Source organism: Rhodovulum sp. PH10, from assembly GCF_000293785.1.
Taxonomy (GTDB): domain Bacteria; phylum Pseudomonadota; class Alphaproteobacteria; order Rhizobiales; family Xanthobacteraceae; genus Rhodoplanes.
Map to the genome: position 1 here is coordinate 23,666 of NZ_AKZI01000009.1, position 25,386 is coordinate 49,051.

Genomic DNA, 25,386 nt, shown 5'->3' on the forward strand with positions numbered 1-25,386 from the left:
TCGTCCGCCGGCCCGGCGCGCCTCTCACGGCATCGTCTCTCGCGGCGCCGTCTCTCATGGCCCCGTCTCTCACGGCGTCGTCTCTCACGGCGTCTCTTGCGGCGGCATGCGCTGCTCGGGCGGCGGCAGGAACGAGGCGTCGAACACCTCCGCCGGCTTCGGCACCGTGCGGAACTGGTAGGCGAGCCCGAGCTGGGCGATCGCCCGGCCGAGCCGCTCCATGTCGACCGCACCGAACCCGTTCGCCCGCACCGCCGGCGTCACGATGTTCTGCCGCACCGCCATCCGCAGCCGCTCGAGCTCGAGCGCCGGCGCGCGGGCGTCGAGCCGCTTGCCGACCGTCTCCACCGCCTGCGCGGGATCGCGCACCGTGTCGGTCAACCCCTTGACGATCGCCCGCAGGAAGGCGCGCACCGCGTCGGGCCGCGCCGCCAGCGTCTTGCCGACGAAGATCGCCCGCCCGTACAATTCCACCCCGTGCTCGGCCATCGGGATCGCCAGAACGTCGTCGACCGGCACGCCACGTGCTTCGAGATCGAGCACGGTGAAGGTGGTGGCGCTGATGGCGTCGAGCTGGCCGGCGGCCAGCATCGGCTCGCGCACCGGCAGGGCGACGCTCTCGACCTTCAGCCGCGCCGGGTCGATGTCGTTCACCCGGGCGAAGACGATCAGGCGGCCGAGCGAGCCGTCGAGCGGCGAGGCGCCGACCCGCTTGCCGTCGAGGTCCCGCGGGCCGGCGATGCCGCGGCTGCGGCGGGCGAGGATCGCGTAGGGCGGGCGGTCGAACACCATGAAGACGGCCGGCAGCACCGCCTCGGGATGCTGGTCGCGCCAGCGGATCAGGGTGCCGAGATCGGCGACGCCGATGTCGTAGGTGCCGGACGCCACCCGCTCGATCGCCTCGGCCGGGCCGGCGGCGGGATCGATCGCCACCTCGAGGCCCTCGTCCTTGAGATAGCCGCGGTCGAGCGCGACGAGATAGGGCGTCGACAGCGCGTCGAACCGCTGGTCGAGCGTGAACTTGAGAAAGGGCTGCGCGGCGAGCGGCGACGTCGCCACCACCGCGGCGATCACCACCGCCGCCAGGACGGCCAGGAAAGACGCGGCGGCCCGCGCCCCGCCCGGCGCACGCCACGGCCCCCGACCGAGACGCCGCAGGAAACCGCGGATGAGCATTGTTCTTGTCCTTTCGTCCGCCTCGAGGACCTTGCGCCGGCACCGCGCGTCGCCCTGTCCCGACTGGTCGGACGATGCCACAGCGGGCCCGCCGTCGCGTCGGTTTTCGCCCCGATTCGCGGCACCCCTGCCCGGCAATATGTCGCATGCGGGTGTCACGACGTTCACGGAATCCGAAGGCGGCGCAGGAGGTCTCGATGCCGGCCGAGAATAGCCCGACGGGGGTTACCGCAATCCCACCGTTCCGCGCACCTTTCGCGGGAGCCGACGAGGCGTTCGCGGCCTCGTTCCTGTCCGCCACGGCGTTCGACGCGGACGCCGAGGCGCGCATCGATGCGCGGGCGAAAGCGCTGGTCGCGGCGGTGCGACGCCGGGCGGGCGGCATCGGCGGGATCGATGATTTTCTCCAGGAATACGCCCTCTCCACCGCCGAAGGCCTCGCGCTGATGGTGCTCGCCGAGGCGCTGCTGCGGGTGCCGGACGACGCCACCGCCGACCGGCTGATCGAGGACAAGCTGTCGAGCGGCGATTTCGCCCGCCATGTCGGCCGCTCCGGCACGCTTTTGGGCTCGGCGTCGGCCTGGGCGCTCGGGGTGTCGGCAAAAATCCTCGCCCCGCAGGAGACGCCGCAGTCGGTGCTCGACGCGCTGGTGGCGCGGATCGGCAGGCCCGCGGTGCGCGCCGCGGTGCGCCGGGCGATGCGGCTGCTCGGCTCGCATTTCGTGCTCGGCGAGACGATCGCCGCCGCCCTCGCCCGCGCCGACCGCCACCCGCAGGTGCGCCACTCGTTCGACATGCTGGGCGAAGGCGCCCGCACCATGGCCGACGCCGACCGCTATCTCGAAAGTTACACGGCGGCCCTCGCGGCGATCGCCGCGCACGCCACGGCAACGCACGGCGCGGGCCGGCCGGGCCTGTCGGTGAAGCTGTCGGCGCTGCATCCGCGCTACGACGCGTTGTCGGCGCGGCGCGCGCGCGCAGAAATCGGGCCCCGGCTCGCCGGGCTGGCGACGCTCGCGAAAGCGCACGACCTCGGCCTCACGATCGACGCCGAGGAGGCCGACCGGCTGGAGTTGTCGCTCGACCTGTTCGCCGACGTGTTTGCCGACCCGGCGCTCGCAGGCTGGGAGGGATTCGGCCTCGCGGTGCAGGCCTACCAGAAGCGCGCCGGGGCGGTGCTCGACTGGGTGATCGACCTCGCCCGGCGGACCGGGCGGCGGCCGACGGTGCGGCTCGTCAAGGGCGCCTATTGGGACACCGAGATCGCGCGGGCGCAGGAGCGCGGGCTCGCCGACTACCCGGTGTTTTCTCGCAAGGCGATGACCGATCTCTCCTACCTCGCCTGCGCGAAAACCCTGCTCGGCGCGCGGGACGTCGTGTTTCCGCAGTTCGCGACTCACAATGCGCTCACCGTGGCGAGCGTGATCGAGCTCGCCGGCGGCTTTTCGGATTACGAGTTCCAGCGGCTGCACGGCATGGGCGAGGCGCTCTACGGCGCGCTGCTCGCCGCCGAGCCGGAGGCCACCTGCCGGGTCTATGCCCCGGTCGGCGAGCACCGGGATCTGCTCGCCTATCTGGTGCGGCGGCTCTTGGAGAACGGCGCCAACTCCTCCTTCGTCTCGGTCGCCGGCGACCGCAGCGTGCCGGTCGAGACCGTGCTGAAGCGTCCGCACGCGGTGATCGGCACGCCTTCGCAGGCCCGGAATCCGAAAATCCCGCTGCCGCAGGATATTTTGCCCGGTCGCAAGGCCGCCGCCGGCGTCGAGCTCGGCCACGCCGAAAGTTTGAAAGCCCTGCTCGCATCCCGCCGGCTACCGAAGGATTTGCACGCCTCGCCGCTGGTCGACGGCAATCCCCGGCCCGGCCCGGCGCGGCCGGTCGTCTCGCCGATCGACGGCGCGGTTCTGGGGCAGGTAACGGAGGCCGACGAGGCGGGCGTGGCGGCGGCGATGGCGGCGGCCGAGGCCGGTTTTTTCGCCTGGGATGCGACGTCGCTCGACAAGCGCGCAAAACTGTTGGAGGGCGCTGGCGATGCACTGGAGGCCGACCGCGGGACGCTGATCGCCCTTCTGCAGGCCGAGGGCGGCAAGACGCTCGACGACGCGCTGGCAGAGGTCCGCGAGGCGGTCGATTTCTGCCGCTACTATGCCGCGGAGGCGCGCCGGACGCTGGCGCCTATCCCGCTGCCGGGTCCGACCGGCGAGAGCAACGTGTTGCGCTATCGCGGACGCGGCGTGATCGTCTGCATCAGCCCGTGGAACTTTCCGCTGGCGATCTTCTGCGGCCAGGTGGTCGCGGCGCTGGTCGCCGGCAATGCGGTGGTGGCGAAGCCGGCCGAGCAGACCCCGCTGATCGCCGCGCACGCGGTGACGCTGCTGCACCGCGCCGGCATTCCCGCATCGGCGCTGCATCTGGTGCCGGGCGACGGCACCGTCGGCGCGGCGCTGGTCGCCGATCCGCGGGTCGCCGGCGTCGCCTTCACCGGCTCGACCGCCGCCGCCCGCTCGATCAATCGCGCGCTGGCCGCCAAGGACGGGCCGATCGTGCCGCTGATCGCCGAGACCGGCGGCATCAATGCGCTGATCGCCGACGCGACCGCGCTGCCCGAGCGGCTCACCGACGACGTTCTCACATCGGCCTTCCGCTCGGCCGGGCAGCGCTGCTCGGCGTTGCGGCTTCTGTGCCTGCAGGAGGACGTGGCGACGCCGGTGCTGGCGATGATCGCCGGCGCCGCGCAGGAGCTTTCGGTCGGCGATCCGCGCGAGAGGGAGACCCGTGTCGGCCCGGTGATCGACCGCGATGCCCGTGACGCGCTCACCGCCTATCTCGAGCGGATGGAGCACGAGCGCCGCGTCTTCTTCCGCGCCGACCGCGACGCGCCGCTGCCCGCCGCCGGCACCTATGTGCCACCGGCGATCGTCGAGCTCGACCGCGCGAGCGATCTTCGCGAGGAGATTTTCGGTCCCGTGCTGCACGTCGTGCGCTGGCGCGCCGATGCACTCGATCGGCTCGTCGCCGACATCGCCGGCAACGGCACGCGCCTCACGCTCGGCATCCATTCGCGCATCGGCGCGACCGTCGAGCGGGTGGTCGCCCGCCTTCCCCACGGCAATGTGTATGTAAACCGCAACATGATCGGCGCGGTGGTCGGCGTGCAGCCGTTCGGCGGCTCGGGTTTGTCCGGCACCGGCCCGAAGGCCGGCGGCCCGGATTACCTGCACCGCTTCGCGCGCGAGCAGACGGTGACGATCGACACCGCCGCGGCCGGCGGCAACGCGACGCTGCTCACCGCGGCGGAGGCGTGATCGACCGACGGCGAGCGACCCCTCGGACTCCGATCTCGCCCCGCGAGCGGGGCGAGGTGAAGAGAAAAAGCCGGCGCCTCGTCGCGGCCGACGCCTCACTGCGAGACGCACACCAGCACGATCTTGCCGGACGGCCCGCGGCGCGGCGCGGTGTAGACCACGCTGCGATCGTCCGTATGGGCGAAGTTGCCGGCGGGCTCGACCGCGAAGGCGTTCATCAGCCGCTCGTTGGCCTCGCAGGCGGCCGAGCAGGCGCTCTCCTGGCAGGAGAACTCGGCGAAGCGGATGCCGACGCCGCGCCCCGGCGGTCCGGCCGGCCCGGGCGGGCCCGCCTCACCGGCCGGTCCGGGTGGTCCCGGATCGCCCTTCTCACCCTTCTGAGGAGTGCTCTCGAGCAATCCACACGCGCTCAGCATCAGCGCCAGCGCGACAATTCCTACCACCCTTGCTCGCATCGATCGGAACTCCCCCCGTCGATCACCGGCCCATGGCCGGCCCCTGACCAATGCCTTCGATCGGCCGCGTGATGTCCTCCAGGTCCCGCGTCTTTGCGTCGGAACTTTGCCTGGGTAGCAGAAGCGGCCCGGAACCGGAAGCCGGGAACCTCCGCATCTCACGTCCGTACCTCGGATATCCACGCCGGCGCCCGGCGCGGCGCGCGAGCCTGCTCGCGCGCGCCCCCCGCGAACGTTGATTTTCCCGACGAGCACACCATGGTAGCAGTAAGAGACGTCAACGTGCCCACCTCCTACCCCCGGACGTGTCCATGAAGCTCTCGACGTTCATCGGCCACCACAAGCGCCCACGACTCGGCGTCGTGGATCTCGAGCAGCGTGCCGTGCTCGATCTCGCGACCGCCGCCGAGACGGTCCATCGCCGCACCGACCCCAACCTCGTCGACATGCTGTCGCTGATCGACGCGGCGGCGCCCGGCCTCGCCCGGGTCGAGGATCTGGTGCGCGAATGGCCGTCCGAGGCGGCCGAGGATCTCGACGGCGTGAAACTGCTCGCACCGGTGCCGATCCCGCGTCAGCTGCGCGACGGCATGGCGTTCGAGGAGCACGTCTACAACAGCCGCAAGCAGGTGGAGAAGCGCACCGGCCGGCCGCAGAAGATGCCCGAGGTGTGGTACGAGCATCCGGTCTATTACAAGTGCAACCGCTTCAACGTGGTCGGCCACGAGGCCGACGTGATCTGGCCGTCTTATTCCGAGTGGATGGACTACGAGCTCGAGATCGCCTGCGTGATCGGCAAGACCGGCAAGGACATCTTCGCCGAGACCGCGCCCGCGCACGTGTTCGGCTTCACCATCTACGACGACTTCAGCGCGCGCGATGCACAGTTCACCGAGATGCGTGCGGGGCTCGGGCCGGCCAAGGGCAAGGACTTCGACACCGGCAACGTGTTCGGCCCGTGGATCGTGACACCCGACGAGCTGGGCGATCCGCACGATCTCACGATGGAGGTGCGCGTCAACGGCGAGCGCTGGGGCGGCGGCAGCACCAAGAGCATGCACTACACGTTCTGGGACATCATCGCCTGGGTGTCGAAGGACGAGACCTTGTATGCCGGCGAGATCATCGGCTCCGGCACGGTCGGCACCGGCTCGGCGCACGAGCTGGGAAAGACGCTGGCGCCGAACGACGTGATCGAGCTCGAGATCGAGAAGATCGGCGTGCTGCGCAACCGTCTGATCAGGCCGCACGCCTGAGCCTCGCGCTGCGCCGCGTGCCGCGCTCCGGGCTGCGTGCAAACGCGCGCGCAACAGAGCCTGCGGCCGTCGCAGACCGCCACCCGCAACGCGTGCGGCGGGCGGGTGATTGCGCCGGAGAGGATTTGCGGTATCAATCGTCGGTGATGTCGGGCCCTCGCCGCGCAGGCGACGTGCGGTCCGCACGGAGGCCGCAATGACCGTGGACAGCACGTTCTCTCCGGACCGGCGCCGCCTGCTGGTTCGTTCTGCCGGCGCACTGCTCGCCGCCCTCGGCGGTCTCGTCGCCGCCCCGCTCGCGACGGCGACGCCGACGCGGGCGCAGACCGTCACGCTGGTCAACGTCTCCTACGATCCGACCCGCGAGCTCTATCGCGACATCAACGCCGCCTTCGCCGCCGAGTGGCAGAAGAAGACCGGGCAGCGGGTGACGATCCGCACCTCGCACGGCGGCTCGGGCCGGCAGGCGCGCGCGGTGATCGACGGGCTCGACGCCGACGTGGTGACGCTGGCGCTCGCCTCCGACATCGACGCGATCGCCCGCGAATCGAAACGGCTGCCGGACGACTGGCAGCAGCGCCTGCCGAACAACGCCTCGCCCTACACCTCGACGATCGTGCTGCTGGTGCGCAAGGGCAACCCGAAGAACATCCGCGACTGGGACGACCTCGCAAAACCCGGCATCCAGGTGATCACGCCGAACCCGAAGACGTCGGGCGGCGCACGGTGGAACTATCTCGCCGCCTGGGCGTACGAGCTGGACAAGACCGGCGGCGACGCGGAGAAGGCGAAGACGCTGGTCGCGGCGATCTATCGCAACGTGCCGGTGCTCGACACCGGTGCGCGCGGCGCCACCACCACCTTCGTGCAGCGCGGCCTCGGCGACGTGCTGATCGCCTGGGAGAACGAGGCGTTTCTCGCGGTGAACGAGTTCGGCGCCGGCGCTTTCGAGATCGTCTATCCGTCGCTCTCGATCCTCGCCGAGCCGCCGGTGGCGCTGGTCGATCAGGTGGTCGACAAGCGCGGCACGCGCGCAGTGGCGCAGGCCTATCTGGACTTCCTCTACACGCCGGCCGCCCAGCGCATCGTCGCCGCCCATTATTATCGCCCGTTCCACCCGGAGGACGCCGACCCCGCCGATCTCGCCCGCTTCCATCCGCTCAAGCTGGTGACGATCGACGCCGTGTTCGGCGGCTGGAAGAAGGCGCAGGCCGAGCATTTCTCCGAGGGCGGCGTGTTCGACCGGATCTATGCGCCGGGCGCGCGATGAGCGATGCGCGGCCCCGCGTGATCGACGGTGCGTCATGAGAGACCCGCGATGAGCGCCGCCGCGCCGGCAAGGGCGCCGTGGTTTCGCCTGCGCCAGCCGAGCGCGCTGCCGGGCTTTTGCCCGACGCTCGGCTTCGCGCTCCTGTATCTGTCGCTGATCGTGCTGATCCCGCTCGGCGCGCTGGTGCTGCGTGCGAGTGGGCTGGGGCTCGACGGCATCTGGCAGGTCGCGACCTCGCCGCGGGTGCGTGCGGCGCTCGAGGTGTCGTTCGGCGTGTCGCTCGCCGCCGCCGCGGTCAATTCGGTGTTCGGCCTCTTGGTCGCCTGGGTCCTGACGCGCTACCGCTTTCCCGCCCGCCGCCTGCTCGATGCGATGGTCGATCTTCCCTTCGCGCTGCCGACCGCGGTCGCCGGCATCTCGCTCGCCGCCATCTGGGCGCCGAACGGCTGGATCGGCGGGCTGCTCGCGCCTCTCGGCATCAAAGTGGCGTTTACCCCGCTCGGCATCTTCGTCGCGCTGGTGTTCGTCGGACTGCCGTTCGTGGTGCGCACCGTGCAGCCGGTCTTGGCCGATCTCGACCGCGAGACCGAGGAGGCGTCGGCGAGCCTCGGCGCCACCCGCCGCCAGACGGTGTTTCGCGTGGTGCTGCCGAGCCTCCTGCCGGCGATACTGACGGGCTTCGCGCTCGCCTTCGGCCGGGCGGTCGGCGAGTACGGCTCGGTGATCTTCATCGCCGGCAACCTGCCGTTCCGCTCGGAGATCGCGCCACTCCTGATCGTGATCAAGCTGGAGGAGTTCGACTATCAGGGCGCCACCGTGATCGCCTCCGTGATGCTGGCGATCGCCTTCCTGCTGCTTTTGACGATCAACCTGATCCAGGCGTGGAGCCGGCGGAGGTTCGGCCATGTCTGACGCGCCCGCACGCCCGCGCGCAGAGCCGCAGCCCGCGCGCCCGCGCGCCGTGACCCGACCCGCGCGGCCGCGCGCGGTCACGGAAGAGACGACCCTCACCCGCCGCCTGCTGATCGCCACCGCGATCGGCTTCCTCGCGCTGTTCGTGATGCTGCCGCTCGCCGCCGTGTTCGTCGAGGCGTTGCGCCGCGGCCTCGATCATTATCTCGCCACCTTCTCCGATCCCGACACGCAGGCGGCGATCCGCCTCACGCTGCTGGTCGCCGCCATCTCGGTGCCGCTCAACATGGTGTTCGGCGTCGCCGCCGCCTGGGCGATCGCCAAGTTCGAGTTCGTCGGCAAGAGCTTGCTCACCACGCTGGTGGACCTGCCCTTCTCGGTGTCGCCGGTGGTGTCGGGCCTGGTGTTCGTGCTGCTGTTCGGCGCGCACGGTTTGCTCGGACCCTGGCTCGAGGCGCACGACCTGCAAATCGTGTTCGCGGTGCCGGGCATCGTGCTCGCCACCGTGTTCGTCACCTTCCCGTTCGTCGCCCGCGAGCTGATCCCGCTGATGCAGGAGCAGGGCACCAGCGAGGAGGAGGCGGCGCTGACGCTCGGCGCCTCGGGCTTTCGCACCTTTCTCACGGTGACGCTGCCGAACGTGAAATGGGCCCTCTTGTACGGCGTGCTGCTCTGCAACGCGCGGGCGATGGGCGAGTTCGGCGCGGTGTCGGTGGTGTCGGGCCATGTGCGGGGCCTCACCAACACGATGCCGCTGCACGTGGAGATCCTCTACAATGAGTACGACTTCGTCGGCGCCTTCGCGGTCGCCTCGCTGCTCGCCGGCCTCGCGCTGGTCACGCTGGTCGCCAAATCCGTGCTGGAGTGGCGGTTCGGCGATGCGCTCGGCCAGTCGCGACTGCATTGAGGCGAGCGGACGTGGGTGCAGCGATGAGCACTGAAGCGATGGAGACGGTGGCGATCCGCGCCGAAGGGCTCGAGAAGCATTTCGCGGCTGTGCCGGCGCTCAACGGCGTCGACCTCGACGTGGCGCCGGGCGAGCTGGTCGCGCTGCTCGGGCCGTCCGGCTCCGGCAAGACGACGCTGCTGCGCATCGTCGCCGGCCTCGACCACCCGACCGCCGGCCGCGTCTTCTTCGGCGACGAGGACGCGACCGCGCTGCCGGTGCAGGCGCGCCGGGTCGGCTTCGTGTTCCAGAGCTACGCCCTGTTCCGCCACATGACGGTCGGCGACAACGTCGCCTACGGCCTAAAGGTGCGCCCCCGTAGCGCACGGCCGTCGCGGACGGACATCCGCAAGCGGGTGTCCGAGCTGCTCGAGCTCGTGCACCTGCCGGGCCTCGAGAAGCGGTTCCCGGCGCAGCTGTCGGGCGGCCAGCGCCAGCGGGTCGCGCTCGCCCGCGCGCTCGCGGTGGAGCCGCGGGTGCTGCTGCTCGACGAGCCGTTCGGCGCGCTCGATGCGAAAGTGAGGCGCGATCTGCGGCGCTGGCTGCGCGACCTGCACGACAGGACCGGCCACACGACGCTGTTCGTCACCCACGATCAGGACGAGGCGCTGGAGCTCGCCGACCGGGTGGCGATCCTCGATCGCGGTAGGATCGAGCAGATCGGCACGCCCGACGAGGTCTACGACCGGCCGGCGACGGCGTTCGTCGCGGGCTTCATCGGCGAGGCGGTGAAGGTGCCGGTGACGGTCGCCGGCGGCCGGGTTCTGCTCGGCCCGCATGGGCTGCCGGCGCCGGACGGGTTTCGCGACGGGCCGGCCGCGCTGTTCGTGCGGCCACGTGATCTGGTCGCGGCCGAAGACGGCGAAGACGTGGCGGACACGATGCCGCTCGCGGTCGCCGGCGTGCGCCGCGCGGGGCCCGCCCGGCGCGCCGAGCTGTCGATCGCCGAGCACTTGCCCGCGGTCGAGATCGAGCTGCCGCCGCACGTCTCACCGAGCCGCGGCGACACGCTGGCGGTGCGGTTCTCCACGCTGCGCCTGTTTCCCGCCTGACGTTCGGTCGCAGCAGAACGCGGGCGCGAGATCAGGCCCGCACCGCCGGGCGGCGCACCGGCTTGGGCTCGGGCGGACCCGGCACCGGATAGGCGGTGGTCGACTTCACCCGCTCCATCGCGAAGCGCGACGTGACGTTCTTCAGCGGCACCGTCTCGATCAGCCGCTTGTAGAAGGCGTCGTAGGCCGCCATGTCGGCCACCACCACGCGCAGCATGTAATCGACGTCGCCCGCCATCCGATAGACGTCCATCACCTCGGGCAACGCCGCGACAGTCGCGGCGAACCGCTCGAGCCAGCCCTTGGAATGGTCCTGCGTCTCGATCGAGACGAACACCGTGAGGCCGAGGCCGATCTTCTCCGGCGCCACCAGCGCCACCCGCCCGGTGATGATGCCGTCCGCCTCGAGCTTCTGGATGCGCTTCCAGCACGGCGTCTGCGACAGGTGAACCTGCTCGGCGAGCGCCGCCAGCGTGATGCTGGCGTCGCGCTGCAGCACCGTGAGGATGCGGCGGTCGATGGTGTCGATCTTGCGCTCGCCGTTGCGCTCGGGATGGTTTTCCGCCGGACCGGCGGCGGCGTCGGACTGGGCCATGGCGCTCTCGTATAGAATTTATTTTCTCATATCCGAGGATCGGACCCCGTTCAATAGAATTTTATGCCACCACGGCCCGGAAAGCGCAGCCCGGCACCGCGGCCCGGCCGCGAATCGCCGCGCGCGACGGCCTCGTCCGGCATCGCGCGTGAACGGCCGCGCGGCGCGCATCGACCACGCTGTCCACAACAACGTCGCGTCCGACTTGCAGTGCCCGACCGCGCCCGGCCCGGCCGACCGGACCGCCCTCCTCACCCGCCGTGATACCGCACACGCGCGGCCGGTCCGGCGCCCGAGCCCCCGCCCCTCCTGATCAGATCGCCGGAGAGGTGCGCCGACGTGATCACGTAGGCGTCTCCGTTCGTTTAAGAAATCGTTAGGGCTCGCGGCAGGACGCGGGGCACGGCGTGGAAACGCCCGCGGTATCGGCCGCGACGGGTCGCGTGCTGATCAGGTCGCGCCACCCGGCATCGGCGCGCGATCACGAGTCGGGCGGCGGTGGTCGTTCCGTTGCGAAATGTCAAGTGATTTGGCCGGGCGGAGGTAGACATCGCGATCGTGATGAGATAACCGGGATTATCTTTCGACGAGGACGCGCTGGTCGGCTTCGGACGCCCCCCGCCGTCGTGATCAGTCGCGGTGCGGACCATCCGCAGTTTCGACACAACAGCCATTCTCGAGGAGTCATCGATGGCAAAAGCGACCACCGCCAAGCGAGCGAGCGCATCCAAGACGACGGCCGACGCCGAGCCGACAGAGAAGAAGACCCCGGGCCGCAAGGCGGCCGCGGCGAAGACGGCGGTGATCGCGGCGAAGAAGCCGGCGGCAGCGAAGAAGAGCGCCGCGGTGTCGAAGGCTTCCGCGACCAAGGCTCCCGCGGCCAAGTCGTCTGCTGCCAAGTCGCCGACTGCGAAGTCCGCCGCCGCAAAGGCTCCCGTCGGCAAGACGGCCAAGGCCGCCAAGGGCGCCGCGCCGAAGAGCGCCGCGCCGAAGGGCCGCGCTGCCGCCGCCGTGAAGGAGGCCGCGCCGAAGGGCCGCGCCGCCGGCCGCAAGAGCGCCGCGCCGAAGGCCGCCGCCCCGAAGGCCGCCAAGGCCACCGCGACCAAGTCCGCCGCCGCCACCGCCAAGTCGTCGGCCTCCAAGCGCCGCGGCTGGACCAAGGACGACGTGAAGGAGCTGAAGGCGCTCGCCAAGCAGAAGCAGCCGACCGCGAAGATCGCCAAGGCGCTGAAGCGCACCGAGGGCGCCACCCGCCAAAAAGCCTATTCGCTCGGCGTGTCGCTCGACTCGCGCCGCTGAGGCCGAGCGCGCCGCGGCGCCTGCGCTACCCGCGCTTCGGACTGCGAACGCCCCGAGCGCATCGCGCTGGTGTGGAACGCCCGGAGTGCGTGGCGCTGGTGTGGAAAGCTCTGATACCACCGGCGAGAGACTGTGACCCTCATCCTGAGGGGCCGCGAAGCGGCCGTCTCGAAGGATGAGGCCCGCGCAGTGCCCTCGTCCTTCGAGACGCGGGCACCCAAGTCGGCTGTAGCCGACTTGGGCATACAAGTGCCGATCTCGGGACGAGGTCGAACTCTGCCGCCGTCGGTATGAGCGCGTGGCGCTCGGGGGCAGCGGCGGCAGCCGTGCAGATCACGTGAAAGCGCCGGACGACCTCGTCGCCCGGCGCTTTCTTTTTCCTGCGATGATACGGCTTGCGGCTGGACGGCTCGGGTTCTCACACCAGCGGCGGGAAACTATGACCTCATCCTGAGGGGCCGCGAAGCGGCCGTCTCGAAGGACGAGGTCGGACTCTATCGCCGTTGTATCACCCTGTCGGGGAGAGGTGGAAGCCGTGCTTTGATCGATGCTCCGAACCGATCGATCGGAAATGAGATGGCCGCCACTCGTGGCGGCGACTGCAAGGTGCAGCTCCCGCCCGCGGCGGACGTCGCTGGGAAAAAAGCCGCCTCAGCTCCGCCGGATCGGCAGGCCACCCGGCGTTTCGCTCGGCGTGAGCGCGGGATCGAGCACCAGCTCGGGCGGCGCCTCGTCGCCGAGGAGATGCACCGTCTGCTCGCGCACCATCGCCCGGCAGCAGCAGGCGAGCCGCTCCAGCGCGTCGGGATCGGTGATCGTCACGATGCCGCGGCTGTAGGAGATCACGCCGGCGCTGCGCAGCTGTCGCGCGAGCAGCGTGATGGTGGTCCGCCGCACGCCGAGCAGCTGCGAGAGGAATTCCTGCGTCACCGGCAGCACGTCGGTGCGAGCGTGGTCGCGCGCGCTCGACAGCCAGCCGCACAGGCGGGTCTGCACGTCGTGCAACGCATTGCAGGCGACCGACTGCTGAATCCGGGCGATCAGGGCGTCGTTGTAGCGCACCAGCCAGCGCCGCACCTCGGCATGCTCGGCGGCGAAGGCGAAGAGCGGCGCCACCGGCACCCGCGTCGCACGCACCGGCAGATGGACGGAGGCGCGGCGCAGCGCGATCTCCGAGCCGAGCGCGGCCGAGCCGTCGACCACGCCGTCCGCGCCGATCAGCGCGGCACCAACGGTCGAGCCGTCCGGCATCACGAGCAGCAGCGAGACCAGCCCGCTGTGCAGCCAATAGACGAAATCGAACGGCTCGCCGGACTCGTGAAGAATGCGCCCGGGCGGCAGCTCGACCTCCTCGAGCGGCAGGGTGGTCCGTACCAGCGCCTCGTCCGAACCGGCGAAGCAGCGCGGCAGCGGCCACTCGCGCCGGCGGATCGGAGACGACGTATCGAACGTGAAAGGCGGCATGAAAAGACCCGCTCCGCCCGGTGCGCACGGGCAAGGGAGCGCACGATTACCAACGAGGCACGAGGCTTCGAGTTCCCGCAACTGCGAAGAAACCGGCGCCACGCGGCGCCGACCTCCGCCGAATAGCGGAGCGCGGTAAAAATGCAGGAGTTTCTATACGACAGCTTCCATGAGGCGCGACGCTCAGTTGTCGGCGCGCGACTCGAGGCTCGATCGCATGATGTCGCGCTCGATCAACGCCGCCTCGGCGGCGCTCGCCTCGAACACCTGCTCGCCTTCCTCGGACACCACGCCGACCGAGCAGCGATTCCAGCTCGCGTCGAACGGGCCCGGCCGGGTGGAAAAGAGATCGGCGGCGAGCTTGACCGCGAGATCGCGGGCGAGATCGGGATCCGGCAGAACGATGTCGGAGGCCTCGTAGGCGGTCTCGCCGTTGCTGATGGTGATCGTGTAACGTGCCATGGTCGCTCGCGGTGACGTTTGGATCGCAACCCGCAAGACAAGACCGAAGCCCCGTCTCGGGTTCCATCCCATCGCCCGCGAGCGTCGTGACCGTCTGGCCGATCGGCCGCGTCGGGTCACGGGCGGCGCGGTCCACCGCCCTTGCCGCCGGACGGCCCGGCAGTGCCGAGCCCGGCGCGGCGCAGCGCATCGGCGAGCGCGCCGTTGCCGCTGTCGCGATCGCCCCCGCGGCCACCGCCACCACCGCCGTGCCCGCCCCGATTGCCGCGATCGCCGCGCCCGCCGGAATTTCCGCGCGCGTCGCGCGCATCGCGTCCACCACCCGCGCCGGCGCGCAAATCCTGGCCCGGCTGGTCGTCCAGCCTGAGCGTCAGCGAGATGCGCTTCCTCGGCTTGTCGACGTCCAACACCTTCACACGCACGACGTCGCCCGGCTTCACCACCTCGCGCGGATCCTTCACGAAGGTCTTGGACATCGCCGAGACGTGCACCAGCCCGTCCTGATGCACGCCGATGTCGACGAACGCGCCGAACGCCGCCACATTGGTGACGCAGCCCTCGAGCACCATGCCCGGCACCAGGTCGTCGAGCGTCTCGACGCCCTCCTTGAAGGTCGCGGTCTTGAAGGCGGGCCGTGGATCGCGGCCGGGCTTCTCCAGCTCCTTGAAGATGTCGGTGACGGTCGGCAGGCCGAACGTCTCGTCGACGAAGTTTTTCGGCTGCAGCGCGCGGATCACCGCGGTGTTGCCGATCACGCCCTTGATGTCGCTCTTGGTCGCCTGAAGGATCCGCCGCACCACCGGATAGCTTTCCGGGTGCACGCCCGAGGCGTCGAGCGGGTCGTCGCCGTCGCGGATGCGCAAGAAGCCCGCGCACTGCTCGAACGCCTTCGGCCCGAGCCGCGGCACCTCCTTCAGCGCCTTGCGCGAGGCGAACGGCCCGTTGGCGTCGCGGTGCAGAACGATGTTCTGGGCTAGGCCGGAGCCGATGCCCGACACGCGGGCGAGCAGCGGAGCGGAGGCGGTGTTGACGTCGACGCCGACCGCGTTCACGCAGTCCTCGACCACCGCGTCGAGCGAGCGCGACAGCTTCCCTTCCGCGAGGTCGTGCTGATACTGGCCGACGCCGATCGACTTCGGGTCGATCTTGACGAGCTCGGCGAGCGGGTCCTGCAGGCGCCGCGCGATCGACACCGCGCCGCGCAGCGACACGTCGAGATCGGGCAGCTCCTCGGAGGCGAAGGCGGACGCCGAATAGACCGAGGCGCCGGCCTCCGACACCACCACCTTGGCGAGCTTCAGCTCGGGATGCTTGGCGATCAGCTCCATCGCCAGCTTGTCGGTCTCGCGCGAGGCGGTGCCGTTGCCGATCGCGATCAGCTCGACGCCGTGCTTCTTCGCCAGCACCGCGAGCCCGGCGATCGCCTCGTCCCAGCGCCGCTGCGGCTCGTGCGGATAGATCGTCGCGGTCGCCACCACCTTGCCGGTCGCATCCACCACCGCGACCTTGACGCCGGTGCGAAAGCCCGGATCGAGGCCCATCGTCGCCCGCGTGCCCGCGGGAGCCGCGAGGAGCAAGTCGCGAAGGTTGGCGGAGAAGACGCGCACCGCCTCGTCCTCGGCCGCCGTCCACAGCCGCAGCCGCAGGTCGATCGTGAGATGCACGAAAATCTTGGTGCGCCACGCCCAGCGCGCGGTCTCGACGAGCCACTTGTCGCCCGGCCGGCCGCGATCGGTTATCGCGAAGCGGCGCATGATGGTCAGCTCGTACTGGGTCGGGCCGGCCGGCGGCGGGCTGCCGGCGGACGGCTCCTCGCCGTCGATCTTGAGGTCCAGAATCTCTTCCCGCTCGCCGCGGAACATCGCGAGAATGCGATGCGACGGCAGCTTGGTCAGCGGCTCGCCGAAATCGAAATAGTCGGAGAATTTGGCGCCCGCCTGCTCCTTGCCCTCGCGAACCTTTGCGACCAGCCGGCCGCGGGTCCAAAGGTCCTCGCGCAAGGTGCCGATCAGATCGGCGTCCTCGGCGAACCGCTCGACGAGGATCGCGCGGGCGCCGTCCAACGCCGCGGCGGCATCGGCGACGGACTTGTCCGGATTCACGTATTCCGCGGCGACCGCCTGCGGATCGTTCTGCGGCTCGGCGAGCAAACGGTCGGCGAGCGGACCGAGCCCGGCCTCGCGGGCGATCTCCGCCTTGGTGCGCCGCTTCGGCTTGAACGGCAGATAGATGTCCTCGAGCCGGGCCTTCGAGTCGGCGGCCTCGATCGCCGCCTTCAGCGCGTCGTCGAGCTTGCCCTGGCCGTCGATCGACTGGAGGATCGCGGCGCGCCGCTCCTCCAGCTCGCGCAGATAGCGCAGCCGCTCCTCCAGCGTGCGCAGCTGCGCGTCGTCGAGCGTGCCGGTCGCCTCCTTGCGGTAGCGGGCGATGAACGGCACCGTCGCACCGCCGTCGAGCAGCTCCACGGCGGCCTTAACCTGCTGCTCGCGCACCCCGAGCTCGTCCGCGATGCGTTTTTCGATCGATTCCGCCACGCTCCGCCTCCGCAAGACCTGCCGGCGCGCCAGGGGGCGGCGGCCGGGCCAGCGGGTATGCCGGAGGCGGCCCCGAGTCCGCAAGCCCCCGACTTTTGGCTGTGCACGGATCGTGGCGAGCGCTTTCGCGCACGCACGCTCGCGCGGACGAGCGGAACCGAAGGCGGCGCTACTGCGCCACCCGCACCGCGACCTCGTTGCGGCGCAGGAACGGCAGCGTCCAGGGCGGGTCGTAGAACTGCGCCACCGGCGTGCCGACCGGGTGCCATACGGTGCCTTTCAGGATGCGCAGCAGCATCTTGGCCTCGTGGTGCACCGCCTCCGCCGCGATCGAGCCGGAAAAGGTCTTCACCGCCATCGTTTCGGCCGGCACCTCGGTGATGGTGATCGAGGGATCGTCCGGCTTCGGCAGCGTCGCGCGCGAATACTCGGCCGGCATGTAGAAGCGGATCGTCCAGCCCTCCGCCGATTTCTCCTGCGCCACCGGCGCCGTCATCTCGATCGTCTCGGACCCCTTGCCCTCGGCCGGCACGCCGGTCGCCGGCACGCCGGCCGATTGCGTCACCGGAGCGGTCATCGCGATCTCGTCGTGGGTGGTGTTGGCGCCGAAGATGTAGCGGGCGAGGCGGCGAAAGCCTTCCGAGCGCACCTCGGTCTCGTCGCCCGGCAGCGTCACGTCCGCGGCGAGCCGCGGCGCGTAGCGGCGGATCTCGACGTCGTCGGCGATGCGCTCGACACGCTCGAAGCGCGGCTCCTCGGCGGTGCGGATGCCGACGACGCCGGCCATGCCCTGTAAAACGGATGTCACGATCGACACGATGGTCACTCCGATCTCGTAGAGGCCGGCATGACGAGCGGCTGTCATGCGTCCCCCTGCATGCGGTTCTCCTGCATGCGCCCTCCTGCATGCGGTTCTCCTGGTGAAACGCACGACGGGCGGACTGGATCGTTCGAGACGGAATTGGGGTGGCTCGGCGCGAGCGGAAGCGGACGCATCGCCGCGGTGCCGCGGCGCCGATCACGTCTGCGTCAGCACGCCGGCGTCACGACGGAGAATGTCGCGTCAGGGCCGGCTCAGGCGACGGCCCTGTGACACGAAGCTGAAGCCCTGGGTGCCCTGCACCGCGATCATCACCGCCTCGACCGCCGGCGGATCGATCGTTTCCGCGGCCGACCAGTCGATCACGAAGCTGGGGCCGACGCCGCCGCGCACGTCGTCCTGGGCGATCGTCACCTGCGCCGAGGCGAACGGCCGCAGGCCGAGCGGCGCCTGGAGATAGCTCTGCACCAGCTCGCCAGCGGCGTTGCGATACTCGATCGCGTCGATCACCAGCACCGTGCTCGCCGAGGTGTTGTGGATCGACAGCGAGCCGGAAAAATTCAGCTTGGTGCGGCCGCCGCCGACGATCACGGTGGAATGCAGCGGCACGAAGGTGCGCTCCTTCACCGCGCGCGGCGCGGCCGGCACGTTCGCCTGCGCACCGGGGGCGAGGATGATCGCCTCCTCGGCGGCGGAGGCGCCACCGGCCGGCCCGACCAGCAGGGCGAGCGCGAGGCCGAGCGAAAGTAGGCGCAGAGCGGGCCGCATGAAAAAATGTCCCGACGAGTGTCCGGCAGTCCGACAGGAGGTCGCCGCCGACGCGTCGCCTCCACCGGCGCAGAATACAGCGTTTTCTGTCGTCGCAGAGTTTTGTCGCGAAATTTCGGGAGAACGGCGGCGGTAGGCGTACCGCCGACCCGCGATGTCGAGACACGCGTTGCCGAGACCTGCGATGTCGGGACAGGCGATATCGAGACACGCCGCCGTCTCTCACGCATCTGCCCGCGTTGCATCAGGATCGGGCGGGCCGGTTCCGCATGCATGCATGGGGCGCAACCATCCCCTGCTTGCTCGCACGATGGGCTCGACAGTTTATGCGTCATTAAGCAAGATGGCGGAGCATAGGGTTCCCTGCTCGATGCGTCACGTCAATGGCGTCGAAGTGGGACCGTGCCCACGACTCGCCGGAGGCAGCGCCCCGACTGTGCCGGGGTGGTTTTGCCGGGCGCCGGAGGGTTCGTGGGAAGTCTGCTCGGGCGGTTCTAGAACGTTCGGGCGGGCCGATCCGTCGGCGAGCGTCGGCTCGTCGCGGGGGGCTCCCGGCAGGTCCTGCACACGCCGCAGGGCCGCCGGTGGGACCGGCTCGATCGCGAGGTCGGCTATCGGGTCATCGTGCGTATCGGCATCCCGGACCTCCCGACGGGGAGCCGGGGTGCCGGCACGTTCGCCTGCACGCCGCCGTATCCTGCGCGACGGTATCCTGCGCGCCCGGGTGCGTGCCCTGCGGCCCCGATGCCTTGCGCGCCGAGTTTCCTGCGCCCCGTGCTTCGGCACGCCTTTTCCTTTTCTCCCCGGTCGTGTCGTCTCCTGCCGACGCCCACACGCCGCCGTGCCGCTAGCTCTTCCGCGGAAACGTCAAGTCCGGCCGCGCGACGATGGTGAGCGGCGAGCCGTCCGGCAACGGCAAGGGACCGGTGAGCGCCGCCTTCGGAATCTCCTGCCGCAGCACCCAGTCGAATTCGCGCTTGCCGAGCCGGCCGCCTTTGTCGAGCGGCATACCCGCGGTGGAAACCATCCGCTCGGGCCGCATCAGCGGCGCGTCGGGATCGTCGATCCAGTCGGGCACCAGCCACAGCGTTCCCTGATGACGCACCGCCGCACATTGCGCGAGCGAGCCGTCGTCGGAGAATTTCACGATCACCGAATAGAGGTTTGCGTCGTCCGCCGCCGCCATCTTGCCCCGCTCCGTCGTCCCGGCCCTCGCGCGCCATCTCCTCGCGAACATGTCCCGGCGAACATGTCCCGGCGGCCGCGCCCCGGCCTCCGAACATCGGCGATCGCGGCAGCGCGCACAATCACGACCGCGGGCGACCGATCGTCGCCCGCCACGTTGGCCCGCCACTCTGGCCCGCCACTCGCAGACCGGCCGCCGGTGCACCGCAATCCGCGCAAAACGGCGGTTTTCGCCGATTTTTCCCTTCGCATCGCCGATCCCGTGTGCGAGGAAGCAACCGATTCGCTGCCCGCAGGGCGGATCGCCCCGCGACCACAGAAATTCGACGGCGGACGCCCCCACCGCCGCGCCACGAGGAGGATTCCATGACCACACGCTTCGTGTCGGCGCTGGCGGCCGGCCTCGCCGTGCTCGCCCTCGGCGTCACCGTTCCGGCATCCGCTCAGGACTACAAGCCGGAATACAAGGTCTCGACCGTGCTCGGCGCGCCCTTCCCGTGGGGCCTGTCGGCCGAGCGCTGGGCCGACCTCGTCAAGGAGCGCACCAACGGGCGCATCGTGATGAAGGTCTATCCCGGCGCGCAACTGGTCGGCGGCGACCAGACCAAGGAATTCACCTCGATGCGCCAGGGCGTCATCGACATGGCGGTCGGCTCGACCATCAACTGGTCGCCGCAGGTGAAGGAGCTGAACCTCTTTGCCCTGCCGTTCCTGATGCCCGACCACAAGGCGATGGACGCGATCACCGAGGGCGCGCCCGGCAAGACGCTGTTCGAGATCGTCGCGCAGAAGGACGTGGTGCCGCTCGCCTGGGGCGAGAACGGATTCCGCGAGCTGTCGAACTCCAAGCGCGACGTGCGCACGCCGGACGATCTCAAGGGCCTGAAGATCCGCGTGGTCGGCTCGCCGCTGTTCAACGAGACCTTCACCGCGCTCGGCGCCAACCCGACCCAGATGAGCTGGGCCGACGCGCAGCCCGCGCTGTCGACCGGCGCGGTCGACGGCCAGGAGAACCCGCTGTCGGTGTTCGTCGCCGCCAAGCTCCACACCCTCGGCCAGAACCACCTGACGCTGTGGGGCTACGTCGCCGACCCGCTGATCTTCGCGGTCGCCGCACCGGTGTGGAAGACGTTCTCGCCGGAGGATCAGAAGATCGTCCGCGAGGCGGCGATCGAGGCCGGCGTCTACGGCAAGCGGCTCTCCCGCAGCGGCATCACCGACGAGGATCCGGCGACGCTGAAGGAGATCGAGGGGCACGGCGTGTCGGTCGTGGTGCTGACGCCCGAGGAAAAGAAGGCGTTCCAGAAGGCGACCAAGCCGGTCTACGACAAGTGGAAGACGCGGATCGGCAAGGATCTGGTCGACGCCGCCGAGAAGGCGGTCGCCGAAAGCCGCTGACCGGCGCGCGCCGGGTTCTTTCGCCGGACCTCCTGCCCGGCCGTTCGCCGAGGCGCGGCCGCCGGCCGCGTCTCGCACGACGAGGCCGCCCCGGCGGGGATGTCGCCCCGCCCTCCTCGACGCGCTCCCGCTCCCGGTCGAACGACCGACCGGACAGAAAAATCCGCCCGACCATGTCTCACGACGACCTGCCGACCGAGCACCGCGACCCGCCGGTGCGGGTGCCGCTCACGATCGAGAAGGTGTTGGCGGCGCTGGCGATGGCCGCGCTGTGCCTGATCACGCTCGGCAACGTCGTCGCGCGCTATCTCACCGACTACTCGTTCGCCTTCACCGAGGAGTACTCGATCGCGCTGATGGTGGTGGTGACCATGCTCGGCGCCGGCATCGCCACCGCCGCCGATCGCCAGATCCGCATCACCTGGTTCGCCAGCCTGTTACCGGAGAAGGGCGAGCGCGCCGCCGCGGTGGTCGCGACGCTGGCCACCATCGCGATGTTCGCGATCGTCGCCGTGCTCGGCGCCCGGCTGGTGTGGGACGAGTACCGCTTCGAGGTGACGAGCCCGGGGCTCGGCGAGCCGCAATGGATCTACACCGCCGCGCTGCCGGTGCTGTCGCTCGCGATCATCGCCCGCGCGCTCGGCCATCTGGTGCGGCTGCTGCGCTCGCACCGCCGCCCGCGCCACGACGTCATCGAGCCGATGTGATGACACGCTGTCCGCTCCGCACGGCAAGGCGCGACCCTCTCCCCTCGTGGGAGAGGGGCGCCGATCCGAGCATGGCGAGGATCGGCCGGGTGAGGGGTGAACGGCGAGGCCGGAACCGACCCCTCACCCGGGCTCGCTTCGCTCGCCCACCCTCTCCCGCAAGGGGAGAGGTGACGCGCCGTGCCCATCCGACCGTCCGCTCGTTCTCACCATCGCTCGTCCGACCATGATCACCGCGGCGCTGTTTCTCGGCTTCGTTCTCCTGTTCGTGCTCGGCACGCCGGTCGGCGTCGCGCTCGGGCTCGCCGGCTGCTTCGGCATCTGGCTCGCCGATCTCGGCCTGTTGTCGGTGCCGACCTCCGCCTACACGGGCATCGCCAAATATCCGCTCCTCGCGGTGCCGATGTTCGTGCTGGTCGGCGCGATCTTCGACCGCTCGGGCGTCGCGCTGCGCCTGGTCGATTTCGCGACCGCGGTGGTCGGGAGGCGGCCCGGCGCGCTCGCCGCGGTGACCATTCTCGTCAGCATGTTTCTCGGCGGCATCTCGGGCTCGGGCCCGGCCTGCGCGGCCGCGGTCGGCGGCGCGATGATCGGCTCCCTCACCCGCGCCGGCTATCCGCGCCCCTTCTCGGCGAGCGTGATCGGCGCGGCGGCGGCGACCGACATTCTGATCCCGCCCTCGATCGCGCTGATCATCTATTCCGTGCTGGTGCCGCAGGCGACCGTGCCGGCGCTGTTCGCCGCCGGCGTCGTGCCGGGCGTGCTGGCCGGCGTCGCGCTGCTGATCCCGACCGTGTGGATGTCGAAGCGCAACGGCTGGGGCGTGGCCGAGCAGGACGCGCCGCGCCCGCCGTTCTGGCGCTCGCTGCGCGAGGCGCTGTGGGGCCTGATGGCGCCGGTGCTGATCCTCGGCGGCATGCGGGCCGGCTGGTTCACGCCGACCGAGGCGGCGGTGATGGCGGTCGTCTACGGCTTGTTCGTCGGCTTCGTGATCTACCGCACCCTCAGCTTCCGCGATCTCTACGAGATGCTGGTGGAGGCGGCGGAGATTTCCGGCGTCATTCTCATCGTGGTGGCGCTCGCCTCGATCTTCGCCTGGGCCGGCGCGACGCTCGGCGTGTTCGATCGCGCGGCCGAAGCGATCGTCGCGGTCGGCGGCGGCAACGAGTACGGCGTGCTCGCCATGCTGATCGTGATGATGATCGTGATCGGCATGTTCCTCGACGGCGTCTCGACCTTCCTGATCCTCTTGCCGCTGCTGACGCCGATCGCGCAGAAATTCGGCTGGGATCCGGTGTGGTTCGGCATCATCCTGACGCTGAAGATCGCGATCGGCCAGTTCACCCCGCCGATGGCGGTCAATCTGATGGTGTCGTGCCGCATCGCCGGCGTGCCGATGGAATCCACCGTGCGCTGGGTGATGCCGCTGATCGTCGCGATGCTGGCGGTGCTGCTGCTGGTCATCGCGTTTCCCGGCATCGCGCTGTGGCTGCCGCACGCCTTGGGTGACTGAGGCGCGTCTCCCGAGGCGTGACACTCCGCCTTTTGGCCGATGCGCGGCGAGGTCGATTCGATTATGCTGTCTTTTTTGGGATTCCGGTGACGACTGTCGCGGTGTCATTGCCCCGAGAAAGAACGAGCGTCGACTGTGCACGCCCACGCGCGGGAGATTCGGTCGGCGAGGCCGAAAAGCCGCGAGAGGCCGCACCGAGAGCGACCCGGTGGGGACGCGTCGTGCAACAGGAAAGACCGGAGCGCAGTGCCGAACATCGACATGACGTTGCCCGACGATCACCCGCAGCGCTTCGAGCTGAACGACGAGGTCCACGCCCGCCCGCCCGAGGCGCTGGTGGCGCCGACCCGCGTCTCCTATCTCGCACTGATCTCGCCGTGGGCCGACCGCGAAGCCGAGTGGCAGGGCGTCACCGAGCTCGCCCGCCGGTTCGGCGCGACCGCCCCGTTTCCCGGCGCCAACCACTACAGCGGCCAGCTCGGCAATTTCCGGCTCGTGTGGGAGCGCCACAGCGAGTTCGCCCGCTACACCTTCATCGCGCCGGGCGTCTCCGGTGACGACCCGTTCGCCGAGCCGGCGATCGCGCTCGCCCCGGCGAGCTGGGTCGCCACCCGCCCCGGCCAGATCATCGTCGCCGCCCACGTCGCGCTGCTGCCCGGCGGCGACGGCGCGCCCGACCACGAGACGGTGTCGGCCCAGTGGTTCGGCGGCAATCCGCTGGTCGGCGGCCCGATGTCGGGCGGCGCCGGCATCGCGCTGACCGACCTGCGGGTGCAGAGCGACGGCTTCAGCCGCTTCCTGATCCAGGACCGCCATCTCACGCCGCGCCAGGCCGGCCGGCTGACCCAGCGCCTCCTGGAGATCGAGACCTACCGGATGATGGCGCTCCTGGCGCTGCCGGTCGCCCGCGAGCTGACGCCCTATCTCAACGAGCGCGAAGGCGAGCTCGCAAAGATCACCGACGCGCTGATCACCGCGGGCGAGGCCGACGAGCCGGTGCTGCTCGATCGCCTGACCCGGCTCGAGGCGGCGATCGAGAACCAGGAGGCGATCAATCTCTTCCGGTTCGGCGCCGCCACCGCCTATTTCGACCTCGTGCAGCGGCGCATCGGCGAGCTGCGCGAGGACCGGATGCAGGGGCTGCAGACGCTGCGCGAGTTCATGGAGCGCCGCCTCGTGCCGGCGATGAACACGTGCCGCGCGGTGTCGGAGCGCCAGCAGTCGCTCGCCGGCCGGGTGGCGCGGGTGACGCGGCTGTTGTCGACCCGGGTCGACATCACCCGCGAGGCGCAGAACCGCGCCGTGCTCGAATCGATGAACCGCCGCGCCAAGCTGCAGCTCAAGCTGCAGTCGACCGTGGAAGGGCTCTCGGTCGCCGCCGTGACGTACTACGTCGTCGGCCTGATCGGCTACTTCACCAAGGGATTGTCGGTCGCCGGCATCCCGGTGAAGCCGGAGGTGGCGATCGCGGTCGCCGTGCCGGTGGTCGCCTTCCTGGTGTGGATGGGCCTTCGCGGCTTCAAGAAGCGGGTCGCCCACGAGGAGGGCTGACGCCCTCCCGTTTCCCCGCTCGTCACGATCTCCGCAAACATTTTCGCAACGGGGCGCGTGCGCCCCGTGCGCCGCCGTGTTTTTTTCTCCGCGCACCGGTGCATCCCCGGCGCATCTCCGGTGCGGTGGCCGCGCGGCGACGGCGCGGTGTCGCCGCATTCCCGTCGATATGCTGCCGCGCCCCGGCCGTACTGCGCCACCAGTGTCCTCGCGACGACGGTGCGCCTCCCGGCGCGGAAGCCGTCGGTGTCCGACGGCTCCCCCCCGCGGCCCCGCGGCAGTTCGTGACTTCACCCCTGAAAAAACACCACAGAGGAACGTCTCCATGCAGAAGCTCCAGCGGTCGCAGCAGCGGACGTCGCCGGCCGAAGGGTCGCCGCTCCGCGCGCTGCTTCTGGCCGGCACCATGCTGTGCGGCCTCGCCGGGCTCGCGCCGCCGGCGATCGCCGCCGGGCTCGGCGGGCAGGCGGATGCGCGAACGGGCGCAGCGGGCGGGCCCGTCGGCGCGCCGCTGATGCTCGCGCAGGCGCCGAACGAAACCGAGCGTGGCCAGCCGGGCCCCCGTCCCGGCCCGCGGCCGGGTGCAGGTCCGGCTCCGGGTCCGGCTCCGGGTCCGGAGCGTGCGGCCCCCGGCCCCGCCCCGCGCGAGGCGACGCCGCCCCGTCCGCCGGCCCCGCCACGCGCGCCACAGGCCGCACCGCCTCAGCCCCCGCAACAG

The 25,386-nt window shown here is 70.5% G+C and carries 21 protein-coding genes; 12 read left to right on the forward strand and 9 right to left on the reverse strand.

The features are described 5' to 3' along the window. Positions 1-84 precede the first annotated feature (84 nt). Positions 85-1,176, reverse strand: coding sequence for an ABC transporter substrate-binding protein (locus tag A33M_RS02085; RefSeq protein WP_008382889.1), 1,092 nt, complete (start codon positions 1,174-1,176; stop codon positions 85-87). A 197-nt stretch (positions 1,177-1,373) separates the two neighbouring features. Between A33M_RS02085 and putA the strand changes: the two genes are divergently transcribed. Beyond that, positions 1,374-4,481 (forward strand): bifunctional proline dehydrogenase/L-glutamate gamma-semialdehyde dehydrogenase PutA, encoded by a 3,108-nt coding sequence (gene putA / locus A33M_RS02090; RefSeq protein ID WP_040618938.1) that lies wholly within the window; start codon positions 1,374-1,376, stop codon positions 4,479-4,481. 95 nt (positions 4,482-4,576) lie between these two features. Here putA and A33M_RS23395 read toward each other — a convergent pair whose 3' ends face one another. Then, a complete protein-coding gene (locus A33M_RS23395; RefSeq protein WP_040618939.1) occupies positions 4,577-4,936 on the reverse strand; it encodes a hypothetical protein in 360 nt (119 codons plus the stop codon). 311 nt (positions 4,937-5,247) lie between these two features. Between A33M_RS23395 and A33M_RS02100 the strand changes: the two genes are divergently transcribed. The 5 genes from A33M_RS02100 (at position 5,248) to A33M_RS02120 (ending at position 10,372) form a co-directional block, all read left to right on the forward strand. Further along, a complete protein-coding gene (locus tag A33M_RS02100) occupies positions 5,248-6,192 on the forward strand; it encodes a fumarylacetoacetate hydrolase family protein (RefSeq protein ID WP_008382897.1) in 945 nt (314 codons plus the stop codon). A 196-nt stretch (positions 6,193-6,388) separates the two neighbouring features. Then, a complete protein-coding gene (locus A33M_RS02105) occupies positions 6,389-7,462 on the forward strand; it encodes a sulfate ABC transporter substrate-binding protein (protein ID WP_083850260.1) in 1,074 nt (357 codons plus the stop codon). 48 nt (positions 7,463-7,510) lie between these two features. Beyond that, on the forward strand, positions 7,511-8,374 hold the full coding sequence (gene cysT, locus A33M_RS02110; RefSeq protein ID WP_008382901.1) for a sulfate ABC transporter permease subunit CysT: 864 nt from the start codon (positions 7,511-7,513) through the stop codon (positions 8,372-8,374). 49 nt (positions 8,375-8,423) lie between these two features. Then, a complete protein-coding gene (cysW, locus tag A33M_RS02115) occupies positions 8,424-9,281 on the forward strand; it encodes a sulfate ABC transporter permease subunit CysW (RefSeq protein WP_008382903.1) in 858 nt (285 codons plus the stop codon). A gap of 23 nt (positions 9,282-9,304) precedes the next feature. Further along, on the forward strand, positions 9,305-10,372 hold the full coding sequence (locus tag A33M_RS02120; RefSeq protein WP_157223293.1) for a sulfate/molybdate ABC transporter ATP-binding protein: 1,068 nt from the start codon (positions 9,305-9,307) through the stop codon (positions 10,370-10,372). Positions 10,373-10,403: 31 nt separating this feature from the next. Here A33M_RS02120 and A33M_RS02125 read toward each other — a convergent pair whose 3' ends face one another. Continuing rightward, positions 10,404-10,967, reverse strand: coding sequence for an Lrp/AsnC family transcriptional regulator (locus A33M_RS02125; protein ID WP_008382907.1), 564 nt, complete (start codon positions 10,965-10,967; stop codon positions 10,404-10,406). Between the two features lie 690 nt (positions 10,968-11,657). On the opposite strand from A33M_RS02125, the gene A33M_RS02130 reads away from it, so the two are divergent. After that, positions 11,658-12,266, forward strand: coding sequence for a hypothetical protein (locus tag A33M_RS02130; RefSeq protein WP_008382908.1), 609 nt, complete (start codon positions 11,658-11,660; stop codon positions 12,264-12,266). 651 nt (positions 12,267-12,917) lie between these two features. Here the strand turns inward: A33M_RS02130 and A33M_RS02135 are convergent. From A33M_RS02135 to A33M_RS02160, 6 genes are all read right to left on the reverse strand, one after another. Continuing rightward, positions 12,918-13,730 carry a Crp/Fnr family transcriptional regulator gene (locus A33M_RS02135; protein ID WP_008382909.1) on the reverse strand — a complete coding sequence of 271 codons (813 nt, stop codon included), beginning with the start codon at positions 13,728-13,730 and terminating at the stop codon, positions 12,918-12,920. 183 nt (positions 13,731-13,913) lie between these two features. Further along, the gene (locus A33M_RS02140) at positions 13,914-14,192 is read right to left on the reverse strand and encodes a DUF6894 family protein (protein WP_008382910.1); all 279 of its coding nucleotides are present in this window, start codon (positions 14,190-14,192) and stop codon (positions 13,914-13,916) included. Between the two features lie 116 nt (positions 14,193-14,308). After that, positions 14,309-16,726 carry a Tex family protein gene (locus A33M_RS02145; protein ID WP_008382911.1) on the reverse strand — a complete coding sequence of 806 codons (2,418 nt, stop codon included), beginning with the start codon at positions 16,724-16,726 and terminating at the stop codon, positions 14,309-14,311. Between the two features lie 169 nt (positions 16,727-16,895). Beyond that, a complete protein-coding gene (locus A33M_RS02150; protein ID WP_052026807.1) occupies positions 16,896-17,591 on the reverse strand; it encodes an SOUL family heme-binding protein in 696 nt (231 codons plus the stop codon). Between the two features lie 198 nt (positions 17,592-17,789). Next, the gene (locus A33M_RS02155) at positions 17,790-18,314 is read right to left on the reverse strand and encodes a DUF3124 domain-containing protein (RefSeq protein WP_008382913.1); all 525 of its coding nucleotides are present in this window, start codon (positions 18,312-18,314) and stop codon (positions 17,790-17,792) included. Positions 18,315-19,161: 847 nt separating this feature from the next. Beyond that, positions 19,162-19,500, reverse strand: coding sequence for a hypothetical protein (locus tag A33M_RS02160; RefSeq protein WP_008382914.1), 339 nt, complete (start codon positions 19,498-19,500; stop codon positions 19,162-19,164). A gap of 365 nt (positions 19,501-19,865) precedes the next feature. On the opposite strand from A33M_RS02160, the gene A33M_RS02165 reads away from it, so the two are divergent. The 5 genes from A33M_RS02165 to A33M_RS24785 all read left to right on the forward strand — a co-directional run. Continuing rightward, the gene (locus A33M_RS02165) at positions 19,866-20,897 is read left to right on the forward strand and encodes a DctP family TRAP transporter solute-binding subunit (RefSeq protein WP_008382916.1); all 1,032 of its coding nucleotides are present in this window, start codon (positions 19,866-19,868) and stop codon (positions 20,895-20,897) included. Between the two features lie 173 nt (positions 20,898-21,070). Then, entirely contained in the window at positions 21,071-21,604 is a 534-nt protein-coding gene (locus A33M_RS02170; RefSeq protein WP_008382917.1) for a TRAP transporter small permease, read from the forward strand. Between the two features lie 226 nt (positions 21,605-21,830). After that, complete coding sequence (locus A33M_RS02175; protein WP_008382919.1) at positions 21,831-23,117, forward strand: TRAP transporter large permease; 1,287 nt, start codon at positions 21,831-21,833, stop codon at positions 23,115-23,117. Positions 23,118-23,378: 261 nt separating this feature from the next. Then, a complete protein-coding gene (locus tag A33M_RS02180; protein WP_040618953.1) occupies positions 23,379-24,668 on the forward strand; it encodes a DUF3422 family protein in 1,290 nt (429 codons plus the stop codon). A 325-nt stretch (positions 24,669-24,993) separates the two neighbouring features. Further along, the coding region (locus tag A33M_RS24785; protein ID WP_443212358.1) for a hypothetical protein at positions 24,994-25,386 on the forward strand (393 nt) is incomplete at its 3' end.